The sequence below is a fragment of the Sulfurimonas sp. genome (assembly GCF_047622445.1).
Lineage (GTDB): Bacteria > Campylobacterota > Campylobacteria > Campylobacterales > Sulfurimonadaceae > Sulfurimonas.
Genome location: NZ_JBLHOE010000013.1, coordinates 41435 through 53495 on the forward strand (window position 1 = coordinate 41435; position 12061 = coordinate 53495).

At 34.0% G+C, this 12061-nt stretch carries 15 protein-coding genes and 1 pseudogene; all 16 read left to right on the forward strand.

Translation table 11 applies throughout. The features are described 5' to 3' along the window. Window positions 1–25: 25 nt before the first annotated feature. Entirely contained in the window at window positions 26–1126 is a 1101-nt protein-coding gene (gene obgE / locus ACI9TV_RS04605; RefSeq protein WP_415249588.1) for a GTPase ObgE, read from the forward strand. Between the two features lie 2 nt (window positions 1127–1128). Further along, window positions 1129–1893: a glutamate 5-kinase gene (proB, locus tag ACI9TV_RS04610; RefSeq protein ID WP_415249589.1), complete on the forward strand. Its 765-nt coding sequence runs from the start codon at window positions 1129–1131 to the stop codon at window positions 1891–1893. Continuing rightward, a complete protein-coding gene (fmt, locus tag ACI9TV_RS04615; RefSeq protein ID WP_415249590.1) occupies window positions 1890–2798 on the forward strand; it encodes a methionyl-tRNA formyltransferase in 909 nt (302 codons plus the stop codon). The genes proB and fmt overlap by 4 nt, the downstream gene beginning before the upstream one ends. Then, entirely contained in the window at window positions 2779–3414 is a 636-nt protein-coding gene (locus tag ACI9TV_RS04620) for a biotin--[acetyl-CoA-carboxylase] ligase (protein WP_415249591.1), read from the forward strand. Before fmt ends, ACI9TV_RS04620 begins: the two co-directional genes overlap by 20 nt. After that, window positions 3411–4193 (forward strand): ParA family protein, encoded by a 783-nt coding sequence (locus ACI9TV_RS04625; RefSeq protein ID WP_415249592.1) that lies wholly within the window; start codon window positions 3411–3413, stop codon window positions 4191–4193. Before ACI9TV_RS04620 ends, ACI9TV_RS04625 begins: the two co-directional genes overlap by 4 nt. Continuing rightward, complete coding sequence (locus tag ACI9TV_RS04630; protein WP_415249593.1) at window positions 4193–5047, forward strand: ParB/RepB/Spo0J family partition protein; 855 nt, start codon at window positions 4193–4195, stop codon at window positions 5045–5047. The genes ACI9TV_RS04625 and ACI9TV_RS04630 overlap by 1 nt, the downstream gene beginning before the upstream one ends. A gap of 51 nt (window positions 5048–5098) precedes the next feature. Beyond that, window positions 5099–5521: a FoF1 ATP synthase subunit B' gene (locus ACI9TV_RS04635; RefSeq protein ID WP_415249594.1), complete on the forward strand. Its 423-nt coding sequence runs from the start codon at window positions 5099–5101 to the stop codon at window positions 5519–5521. A 9-nt stretch (window positions 5522–5530) separates the two neighbouring features. Then, complete coding sequence (locus ACI9TV_RS04640) at window positions 5531–6043, forward strand: F0F1 ATP synthase subunit B (protein WP_415249595.1); 513 nt, start codon at window positions 5531–5533, stop codon at window positions 6041–6043. Then, window positions 6043–6576 (forward strand): F0F1 ATP synthase subunit delta, encoded by a 534-nt coding sequence (locus tag ACI9TV_RS04645; protein ID WP_415249596.1) that lies wholly within the window; start codon window positions 6043–6045, stop codon window positions 6574–6576. The genes ACI9TV_RS04640 and ACI9TV_RS04645 overlap by 1 nt, the downstream gene beginning before the upstream one ends. A 15-nt stretch (window positions 6577–6591) precedes the next feature. Further along, window positions 6592–8109, forward strand: coding sequence for a F0F1 ATP synthase subunit alpha (gene atpA / locus ACI9TV_RS04650; RefSeq protein WP_415249597.1), 1518 nt, complete (start codon window positions 6592–6594; stop codon window positions 8107–8109). 10 nt (window positions 8110–8119) lie between these two features. Next, complete coding sequence (gene atpG / locus ACI9TV_RS04655; RefSeq protein ID WP_415249598.1) at window positions 8120–9007, forward strand: ATP synthase F1 subunit gamma; 888 nt, start codon at window positions 8120–8122, stop codon at window positions 9005–9007. Window positions 9008–9018: 11 nt separating this feature from the next. Next, a complete protein-coding gene (atpD, locus tag ACI9TV_RS04660) occupies window positions 9019–10413 on the forward strand; it encodes a F0F1 ATP synthase subunit beta (RefSeq protein ID WP_415249599.1) in 1395 nt (464 codons plus the stop codon). Between the two features lie 25 nt (window positions 10414–10438). Beyond that, on the forward strand, window positions 10439–10831 hold the full coding sequence (gene atpC / locus ACI9TV_RS04665; RefSeq protein WP_415249600.1) for an ATP synthase F1 subunit epsilon: 393 nt from the start codon (window positions 10439–10441) through the stop codon (window positions 10829–10831). 1 nt (window position 10832) lies between these two features. Next, a complete protein-coding gene (locus ACI9TV_RS04670) occupies window positions 10833–11402 on the forward strand; it encodes a MotA/TolQ/ExbB proton channel family protein (protein ID WP_415249601.1) in 570 nt (189 codons plus the stop codon). 2 nt (window positions 11403–11404) lie between these two features. Then, entirely contained in the window at window positions 11405–11794 is a 390-nt protein-coding gene (locus tag ACI9TV_RS04675) for an ExbD/TolR family protein (RefSeq protein ID WP_415249602.1), read from the forward strand. Further along, window positions 11787–12061: pseudogene (locus ACI9TV_RS04680) on the forward strand (hypothetical protein); the annotation flags it as partial. The gene ACI9TV_RS04675 and the pseudogene ACI9TV_RS04680, both read left to right, overlap by 8 nt.

Consider the following 12061-nt stretch of genomic DNA (forward strand, 5'->3'; position numbering starts at 1 on the left):
AAAGTTAAAAATAGAAGGAAAGCACTTGTTTACAGATAGCGTAGAATTAACAGTTTCATCAGGAAAGGGTGGACAAGGTTGTGTTGCATTTCGTAGAGAAAAGTTTGTACTAAACGGTGGTCCAAATGGTGGCGATGGTGGTAAGGGTGGTGACATCTGGTTTAAATGTGATAATAACACACATACACTTTCACATTTTCAAAGAAGAATGCACATAAAAGCAGATGGTGGAGTGCCAGGTGAAGGCTCAAATTGTACTGGAAAGTCTGGAGCAAAGAAAATTATTGTAGTACCACCGGGAACACAGATTCTAGATACAGATACCGGTGATGTACTTTTTGACATGCTTACAGATGGTGAAGAAGTAAAATTTATTGTAGGTGGCAAAGGTGGACTTGGAAATACTCACTTTAAGTCTTCAACAAACCAAAGACCAACGTATTCACAACCCGGTGAAAAAGGTGAAACACGTTCAATCAAATTAGATTTAAAACTTATTGCTGATGTTGGACTTGTTGGATTTCCGAATGTCGGAAAATCAACACTTATTTCAACAGTTTCTAATGCTCGTCCTGAGATTGCTAACTATGAATTTACAACACTTACTCCAAAGCTCGGTCAAGTAAACATTGGAGATTTTGAATCTTTTGTTATGGCTGACATTCCAGGAATTATTGGTGGAGCACATGAAGGTAAAGGTCTTGGAATTCAGTTTTTAAGACATATTGAGAGAACAAAGACTCTTTTATATATGGTTGATTTAGCTTCATATAGAGATTTAAAAGAACAGATTGAAGTCCTTAAAGATGAGATTGCATCTTTTTCGGAAAAGTTGGGTGAAAGTAAATACGCTATTGCACTCACACGTGTAGATGTAGTTCCACCTGATGAGATAAGTGACTTAGTAGCTGGATTTTTTAATTTACTTGGAATTGAGCAATCAAAAACGAATGAGTTTAATTTTGATAATAAAATGCCATTTTTTGTTCAAGATTCTGCAGATGAAACTTTAGGGTATGACAGAACTTTACCATATTTAGTAGCTCCGATATCTTCAGTAAGCAGTAAAAATATAGAAGCATTAAAATACTCATTATTTAATCTTGTTCAATCGGACCGTATATAATTATGAAAAGAATTGTTGTTAAAGTTGGCTCTGCCGTTTTAACGAAAGATGATTCCATAGCCTTAGAAAGGGTACAAGCTCTTATAGACTTTTTAGTAGATTTGAAAAAATCTAATGAAGTTATTCTTGTTTCTTCTGGTGCCGTGTCAGCAGGATATACGGAGCTAAAACTCGATAGAAATATCATTCAAAACAAACAAGCTTTAGCTTCTATAGGTCAACCAATACTTATGGGACACTATAGAAAGAGGTTTGCTCCTCACAATATTTTATGTTCTCAAGTCTTAGTAACCTCACTTAATCTCAATAAAGAAGATGATGTTAAAAGAATTCAAAATACAATAGATACACTTTTATCTAATGGTGTTATTCCTATTATAAATGAAAATGACGCAACTTCTACCGAAGAGCTTGAAGTTGGAGACAATGATCAACTTTCAGCATATATAGCAAAAGATACAAATGCAGATATACTTATTCTTCTTTCAGATATTGATGCATATTATGACAAAGACCCTCATAAACATGATGATGCAAAAGTACTTAAAATTGTTGAGCATATTCCAAGTGAAGAATTAGAAAAAAATGTGACACCAAATAATGTTTTTGCAACAGGTGGTATAGTAACAAAACTTAAAGCTGCACAATATATGCTTGACAACAATATCAGTATGTTCTTATCAACTGGATTTGATTTAAGTGATGTTAAAAGTTATATGATTGATGGCATCCACAAAGGTGGAACATTATTTAAGGTAAAAAATTGAAAATCATTTTTATGGGTACACCTGATTATGCGCAAAACATTTTAAAAACGCTTATTACAACTCAAGATATGGAAGTTGTAGCTGTTTATACCCAACCAGATAAGCCTGTAGGTAGAAAAAAAGTTATGACTTCATCATCAGTTAAAATATTGGCAAACGAAAATAACATAGATGTGTATCAACCTTCTAGATTACGTGATGAAGATATAGTAAAAGAATTAGAAAAAATCGAATGTGATTATATAGTGGTAGCTGCATATGGGCAGATTCTTCCTCAGGAGATTTTAGACCATGCTCCATGTATAAATCTTCATGCTTCTATATTGCCACAATATCGTGGAGCGAGTCCAATTCAGCAAACACTTTTGAATGATGATAAACAAACTGGTGTTACTGCAATGAAAATGGATATTGGTCTTGATACGGGTGCTATTTTAAAAATTAAGAAAATAGATGTGGATAAACATGAAGCAGTAGGTTCTCTTTTTGATAGACTTACTTTAGTTGCATGTGAACTCACTGTTGATGTACTCCAAAACTATGATACTTTATCTGGCGTAGTACAAGATGACTCTTTAGCAACGCACTGTAAAAAGATTACAAAAGCGAATGGTGAAGTGAACTTTGATGATGCATACAATGTCTATAATAAATATAGAGCATATACACCATGGCCTGGAATTTATTTAAAAAATGGATTGAAACTAAAAAAAATAAAACTAGTTGAAAAATGTAGTGAAAATAAAAGTGGAAAAATATTAAGTATTGAAGATAATAGCATAATTGTTGGATGTAAAAAAGGGACAATTGAAATATTTAATGTCCAAGCACCTTCAAAAAAAGAGGTTGATATTATCTCTTATATAAATGGAAAAAGATTAGCACGTGAAGATACTATATCTTGAGAGTGTAGACTCAACTCAAAAATATTTAAAAAAATTACTAAGTGCAAAAAAAGTTCTTACACCTTATGCAGTAGTCGCAAATATGCAAACTGCTGGAGTAGGAAGTAGAGATAACTCATGGACGGGTATTGATGGAAATTTATTTCTTTCATTTGCTATTTCAATAGATTCACTTACCCAAGACTTAAAACTAGAATCGGCATCTATATACTTTTCTTACCTTTTAAAAAAAGTATTAAATAATTTTAATTCATCAGTATGGTTAAAATGGCCTAATGATTTTTATATAGATAATATTAAAATAGGTGGAATGATTACAAATATTGTAGGGGAGAACCTTATATGTGGAGTTGGGATGAATCTAGTTAATTCACCAAAAGAGTTTGGATCTTTAGATATCCATATCTCAAAAGAAATGCTCCTAAAAGAATATTTCAAACTTATTGAAAAAAGAGTTTCGTGGAAGCAGGTTTTTAGTAAATATAAGGTAGAATTTGAAAGAAATCAGAGTTTTTTTACGCATAACAATAGCTTGAAAATATCATTAGATAAAGCTATCTTGCAGAGTGATGGATCAATTATAATTAATGGCGAGAGGATATATAGTACAAGATGAGTGAAGTAATAGTAATTGCAAATCAAAAGGGTGGAGTTGGTAAAACAACTACTGCTGTAAACTTAGCTGCTTCACTTGCAGTGGCAGAGAAAAAAGTACTTTTAATAGACTCAGATCCTCAAGCAAATGCTACAACATCATTAGGATTTCACCGTAATGATTATGAGTTTAATATCTATCATGTTCTTATAGGTACAAAAAAACTCAAAGATATTATTTTAAAATCAGATTTACCTACACTACACCTTGCTCCATCAAATATAGGTCTTGTTGGAATTGAAAAGGAATACTATGATAAAGAGAACGCAAAAGGTCGAGAATTAGTTTTAAAAAAAGCTATTGCAAATGTTTTAAAAGATTATGACTACATTATCATAGACTCTCCACCAGCACTTGGACCGATGACAATTAATGCATTATCGGCTTCAAACTCAGTACTGATTCCAATCCAGTGTGAGTTTTTTGCACTAGAGGGTTTAGCACAACTTTTAAACACCGTGAAGCTAGTTAGAAAATCAATTAATCCTGACTTAATAATTAAAGGTTTTATCCCTACTATGTTTTCATCTCAAAATAATCTTTCAAAGCAAGTATTTGCAGATTTAAAACAACACTTTAAAGGTAAGCTCTTTAAAGATATGGATGATGAGTATATAGTAGTTCCAAGAAATGTGAAATTAGCAGAATCTCCATCATTTGGTAAACCAGCAATTTTATATGATGTAAAATCAAGCGGTTCAATTGCCTATCAAAACCTAGCACAAGCGATCATGAAATAATGAAATCAATGGCGCTTGGTCGTGGGCTTGATGCACTTTTCGGCGAGACCGCCGATGCATACGAGAATGAAGGTACACAACAGGATAAAGTTTTAGAGCTTTCAGTTAAAGATATTAAACCCAATCCATTTCAGCCTCGAAAAACTTTTGATGAAACAGCCTTACAGGAACTTTCAGATTCTATTAAAGAAGATGGTCTCTTGCAGCCAATAGTTGTAAATGAAGATTTTGATGGTTATGTATTAATAGCTGGAGAAAGAAGACTTCGGGCATCAAAACTTGCGAAGCTGAAAACTATTCGCTGTGTTGTAGTAAAAAGTGATGATGAGCGAATGAGAAAATTTGCTCTTATTGAAAATATTCAAAGAGAAGAATTAAATGCAGTCGAACTTGCGGTAGCATATGAAGAATTAATTAAATTGCATAACATTACACAAGAACAACTAGCTACAATGATACATAAAAGTAGAAGTAATATTACTAATACTTTGAGACTTTTACAGTTGTCTGTTAAAACGCAACAAGCTTTGCTAGAAAAAAAGATCACAGCTGGACATGCAAAAGTTTTAGTTGGTTTAGATGATAAACAACAGCAGGTAATGGTAAATTCAATCGTTGGTCAAAAATTAAGTGTGCGTGATGTCGAAGCAATGATTAAAGCTAAGAAAATGCTAGAAGCTCCAGTTGAAGAAAAGCACTATAAAGCTACATATAATTTCTCAAACCTTCACAAAAATTTCGATTCTCTTGGTTTAAAAGCAAAATCTTCAGGGAACAAATTAACAATTGAATTTGACAATGAATCACAAATTGATGATTTTTTAAATAAATTTACGAATTTTTCTTCACTTTAACTATCCTTTCAATATTGACATAGTATAATCACGCAACTTTTAGGAGGTGCTATGTTAGATATAAATCCGATACTACTTTTGGCTACATTTGTTGTATTTCTTTCGCTTATAGCCGTTTTAAACAGTTGGCTTTATAGACCATTGTTTAGTTTTATGAATAAACGTGATGAAGATATCAAAAAAGACCTTAACAAAATAGGTTCTAATGATGATGAAATTCAAGCGTTACATGAAAAAGCTGAACTAATAGTCAATAATGCAAAACTGGATGCAGCGGCCCTAAGAGAGAAAGTTGTTGCGGATGCTAAGGAATTAGCTGAAAGTAAATTAGAGGCTAGACGTGCTGAACTAGCTAGTGAGTATGTAGAATTTGAGAAGTCCCTTGCTGCGTCAAGAGATGAGTTAACGACTGAGTTAACATCACAAGTTCCAGTTTTCAAACAAGCTGTTGAAGCTAAGTTTAGTCAAATATAAGGATGTAATGTGAGTAGAATTTTAGTAACTTTACTAGCAATGTCAACTATTGCATTAGCATCTAGTGCAGAAGGTGGGGGCACAGACATTATCCAAAGAACAGTTAACTTTTTACTTTTCGCTGGACTTGTTTGGTACTTAGTTGCAGAACCTGTCAAAGTTTATTTTAATGCAAGAAGTCAAAGTGTTGCTGATGAATTAAAAAAAGTTCAAGATAAGTTGAATGAAACTATCGCTCTTAAAAAAGAGGCATTAGCAAAAATTTCTGATGCAGAAAAATTTGCAGAAGAATTAGTTGTCTCTTCAAAAAAAGAAAACAAAATAATTAATGATAACATCATGGTACAGTGTGAAACAGACCTAGAAACACTAGGGAAACAGAACATTTCATTAACAGAGTTAGAACAAAGAAAAATGGTTCGCAACGTTGTTGAAGATGTATTAAATGAAGTTCTAAAGCAAAGCAGTGATAGTTTTGATAAAAAAGCTATGGCTGATGTTATCTTGAAGAAGGTAGCATAATGGAAGAATTAATTGCAAAAAGATACATAAAAGCTATGAATGCTAGTGCTGATAAAGCTTCACTTGTAAATATGGCTAGTGTATTCTCTGTTTTAGCAGATTCATTTAAAAATGAGAAATTTGTACAAATCATAGATAACCCCAATGTAAGTTCAAATGATAAATCAGAAATCCTATTAGAAGCTGTTTCATCAGCTGATTCTAGTCAAGTTAATAATTTAATTAAACTACTTGTTGAAAATAAACGTATTAATATTATTCCTGCTATTGCGCAAGAATTAAATAAAGATATTGCACGTTCAACAAAAACTTATGCGGGTGTTGTTTATAGTGATACGAAAATTACTATAAAAACGATGAAAGAATTAAGTGATGGTTTAGGCAAGAGATTTGATTCAAAAATCTCATTAACATATGTTAAAGATGATTTTGATGGAATCAAAGTTGATGTTGAAGATCTTGGAATAGAAATTAATTTTTCCAAATCAAGAATCGACAGTCTAATGATTGAACATATAGTAAAAGCAATTTAAGAGAGGAGAACAATAGTGGTAGCAAAAATTCAAGCTGATGAAATTAGCTCAATAATTAAAGAACGTATCGATAACTTTGAATTAAGTGTTGATATTAATGAAACTGGTAAAATCGTTTCTTACGCTGATGGTGTTGCTCAAGTTTACGGACTTAGCAATGTTATGGCTGGTGAAATGGTAGAGTTCGAAGATGGAACTCAAGGTCTTGTAATGAACCTTGAAGAAAGTGCAGTAGGTATCGTTATCCTTGGTGCTGGAACTGAGCTTAGAGAAGGTATGTCTGTTAAAAGACTTGGTAAACTTCTCAAAGTTCCTGTTGGAGATGCTCTTTTAGGTCGTGTTGTAAATGCACTTGGTGAACCTATCGATGGTAAAGGTCCAATTGAAACTACTGAAGCACGCTTCGTAGAAGAAAAAGCACCTGGAATTATGAATAGAAAATCTGTTCATGAGCCATTAGCAACTGGTATTAAAGCAATTGATGCTCTTGTTCCAATTGGTCGTGGTCAACGTGAACTTATTATTGGTGATAGACAAACTGGTAAAACTACAGTTGCACTAGACGCAATCATTAACCAAAAGGGTAATGGTGTTATGTGTATCTATGTAGCAATAGGTCAAAAAGAATCAACTGTTGCACAAATTGTTCGTCGTTTAGAAGAACATGGTGCGATGGAATATACAATTGTTGTATCTTCAACAGCTGCTGAAGCTGCTGCCCTACAATTTTTAGCTCCATATACTGGTGTTGCTATGGGAGAATACTTCCGTGATAACGCTAGACATGGTCTAATCGTATATGATGATTTATCTAAGCATGCAGTTGCATACCGTGAAATGTCACTTATCCTTCGTCGTCCTCCGGGTCGTGAAGCATATCCTGGTGATGTTTTTTATATTCACTCTCGTTTACTTGAGCGTGCTGCGAAATTATGTGATGAAGATGGAGCTGGTTCACTTACTGCTCTTCCAATTATTGAAACACAAGAGGGTGATGTTGCGGCATATATTCCAACAAATGTTATCTCTATTACAGATGGTCAGATTTTCCTTGAAACTGAACTATTTAACTCGGGTGTACGTCCAGCAATTAATGTTGGTCTTTCAGTATCTCGTGTTGGTGGTGCAGCTCAGATTAAAGCTACTAAGCAAGTTGCTGGTACTTTACGTCTTGACCTTGCTCAGTATCGTGAACTTCAAGCATTTGCTCAATTCGCATCTGATCTTGATGTTACATCTCGTAATCAACTAGAGCGTGGACAAAGAATGGTAGAGGTTCTAAAACAAGGTCCTTTTTCTCCACTTTCTGCTGAAAAACAAGTTGCAATCATTTTCGCTGGAAATGAAGGTTTCTTAGATGATTTTGATGCATCTAATGTTGTTCGTTTTGAAGCTGAAATGTACCCATTTTTAGAAGCATCATATCCTCAAATTTTTGAGAATATTAGATCTGCTTCTAAACTTGATGATGATACGAAAGCATTGTTGATTAAAGCTCTTGAAGAATTCAAAGCTAGCTTTATAGCAGCGTAAGGAAAACTTTATGGCAAACTTGAAAGATATTCAAAGACAGATAAAAAGTGTTTCAAACACTGAAAAGACAACACGTGCGATGAAGCTTGTATCTACTGCAAAACTTCGTCGTGCTGAAGAGCTAGCACGTCGTTCTCGTCTTTATGCTGACAAAATGAATCAGGTTATTGCCGAAATAGCTGGACGTATAAAATGCTCTAAAATTGGTGGAATAGACAATCGTTCTTTTGCGAAGATTGAAAATCCACAAATGGTAGACATTGTTTTTGTTACTGCTGATAAAGGTCTCTGTGGTGGTTTTAATATTCAAACTATTAAAACGGTTAAGAGACTTTTAAAAGAGTACCAAGAAAAAAATGTAAAAGTACGTCTTCGTGGAATCGGTAAGAAAGGTGTTGAGTTTTTTAAATATAACGATGTTGAACTTTTTGACTCTGTAATAGATTTAAGTTCAAAGCCTGATAAGTCTAGAGCTGATGAGTTTATAAGTGCATCTATAGAAGATTATAAAGATGGTAAAATTGACGGTCTTCATTTAGTCTATAATGGATTTAAAAATATGATGACTCAAGAGTTACATAGTATGCAAGTACTTCCAGTTGATCCTGATATGTATATATGTGATGAAGTTCAGAGTTCTGTATTAGAGATTGAAGCTCAAGATGAAGAACATATGTTAAATTCTTTAGTTGATAGGTATGTAGAATACGCAATGTATTATGCACTTCTTGACTCAGTTGCAGCTGAACATAGTGCTAGAATGCAAGCTATGGATACAGCTACAAATAATGCTAAAGATATGGTTAAAGGCTTGAAAGTTAAGTTTAACAAAGCACGTCAAGCTGCTATTACTACAGAGCTAATAGAAATTATTAGTGGTGTGGAGTCGATGAAATAATGGAGAAAAATATGATTGGTAAAATTAGCCAGGTTATGGGCCCGGTTGTTGATGTTGATTTTGATGGTTATCTTCCAGCAATTAACGAAGCAATTGAAGTTCAAGTAAGTTTAGAAGGAAGTACTAATCGTTTAGTACTGGAAGTTGCAGCTCACTTAGGTGATGGTCGTGTTAGAACGATTGCAATGGATATGAGTGAAGGTTTAGTTCGTGGTATGGATGCTACAGCTACTGGTTCTCCTATAAAAGTTCCAGTTGGAGAAAAAGTTCTTGGTAGAATTTTTAATGTAATTGGCGAGCCTATTGATGGCGGTGAAGCTATCACTGATGCTGAGACATGGTCTATTCACCGTGCACCTCCGCCATTCGTTGATCAATCAACTACTACTGAGATGTTTGAAACAGGTATCAAAGTTGTTGATTTACTTGCTCCTTACGCTAAGGGTGGTAAAGTTGGTCTATTTGGTGGTGCTGGTGTTGGTAAAACAGTTATTATCATGGAGCTTATTCACAATGTTGCACATGGTCATGATGGTTTATCTGTATTTGCTGGTGTTGGCGAAAGAACTCGTGAAGGAAATGATCTTTACCACGAGATGAAAGACTCTAATGTACTTGACAAAGTTGCACTGTGCTACGGTCAAATGTCAGAGCCTCCAGGAGCACGTAACCGTATCGCTCTAACTGGTATTACAATGGCAGAGTATTTTAGAGATGAGAAAGGACTTGATGTACTTATGTTCATTGATAATATTTTCCGTTTTGCTCAGTCAGGTTCTGAAATGTCAGCTCTTCTTGGTCGTATCCCATCAGCTGTTGGTTACCAACCAACTCTAGCTCGTGAAATGGGTGCATTACAAGATAGAATTACATCAACCAATACTGGTTCAATTACTTCTGTTCAAGCAGTATATGTACCTGCAGATGATTTAACGGATCCAGCTCCTGCTTCTGTTTTTGCTCACTTAGATGCAACTACAGTTCTTAACCGTAAAATTGCTGAAAAAGGTATTTATCCTGCAGTTGATCCATTGGATTCAACTTCAAGATTACTTGATCCACAAATTTTAGGTGATGAGCATTATGGTGTTGCTCGTGGTGTTCAACAAACACTTCAAAAATATAAAGACCTTCAAGATATTATTGCAATTCTTGGTATGGACGAACTTAGCGAAGATGACAAAAATGTTGTTGAACGTGCTCGTAAAATAGAGAAATTTCTTTCTCAACCATTCTTTGTTGCTGAAGTATTTACAGGTTCTCCTGGTAAATATGTTAAACTTGAAGAAACAATTGCAGGCTTTAAGGGCATTCTTAATGGTGATTACGATCACATGTCTGAAAACTCATTCTATATGGTTGGTGGAATGGATGAAGCTCTTGCTAAACACGAGAAAAACAAATAAACCTAGTGTTTATTAAAGGATTATTATGGATATTTTAAAACTTGAAATCCTAACTCCTAATGGCGAAATCTTTAATGATCAAGCTATTAGTGTAACTCTTCCTGGTGAAGAGGGAGAGTTCGGTGTTCTAGCAAATCACTCTTCATTAGTTACTTTATTAGAAGCTGGTGTTATTGACATTGAAAAAGAAGATAAATCAGTTGAATCAATTTTGATTAACTGGGGTGTTGTAAATGTTGATGAAGAAAAAGTGATTGTATTAGTTGAAGGTGCTGTAGCTATTCGTGGTGAAAATGAGAGTGCTATTGCTGCTGCTCTTGATGATGCTAAAGAGCTTATAAACTCAATTGCAGATTCAAATCCAGCAATCGCTGCAGTTTCAGCTAAAATAGAATCAGCTGCTCAAAGGTTAATATAGTTTGTCTGCTAACGATTTAATAGATTTTTATTTAAAATCTCATCCAGTTACTATAGGTGTATTGGCAATTTTGTCAATATACTTTATAATTCTTAATTGGGTGTTCTTTTATCGTTACTTTTCTCTAAGTGCTTGGCTGGGTGATGAAAATGATTCTTTTGAAGGATTGTTAATGGGTGCTAATACTGTTAGTGAAAAATCTTTTTTGAATAACTTTATGAAAACAAGTTCAAGTATTTCAAAAGAGATTTTAGGTTTAGCGATGATGGCAGCTACAAAAGAGGCTACGAAAGGTCTCTCTATTCTTTCTATATTTGCTTCGACAACTCCTTTTATTGGTTTATTTGGCACAGTTGTATCAATTCTTGATACATTTACCCATATAGGACAGACTTCAGGGAGTATGACTATTATATCCTCCGGTGTATCAGATGCACTTGTGGCAACGGCAGCAGGTATATTTGTAGCAATTTTCGCATATACGTATCATCAAATACTAAAAAGACAATCATTTGAATTGGTTAGTTTCTTACAAATGCAAAGTGATGCTCTCTTAGCTCGAAGAGTTTAGTCATGTACGATTGGGATGATAAACCTGAATTAAATATTACCCCTCTTGTGGATGTAATGTTAGTACTCCTTGCTATCCTTATGGTAATTGCTCCAAATATTATTTATGAAGAAAACATAAAACTTCCACAAGGCTCAATTTCTAAACAATTAGCAGAAATTCCTCCTGTTCATATTACTATTGATAAAGCAAAAAGTATTCAGGTCAACAAAGAAAACTATCAACTCAATGCTTTCATGGATAATTTTACTTTATATGCAAAAGATTTAGATCTTAAAGCTACTGTTTTAATTTCTGCTGATAGAACTTTGGATTATGGTGTTGTTATGTCAGTTCTTGCTGCTGTTAAACAGGCAGGCTTTACTGATGTTTCATTAGCAACAAATGGCTAGAGAAAACCCTTATTTTCTTATTAGTGGTTTTATATCACTAACACTTTTTACTTTCGTTGTTTCTCTTTTTTTTATTATGATGTTTTCTGCATCAAAAATGAATACATATGCCCTCAAAAAAGATGATTTTATTTCTGTTTCACTTGAAATTATAAATATTCCAACAAAGAAAATTATTAAAGAAGCTGTAGCAGTAAAAGAAAATCCTCAAGCAGTTGAGGAAGTGAAAGAGGTAGACATAGGGGATCTTTTCTCTGATGTATGGAC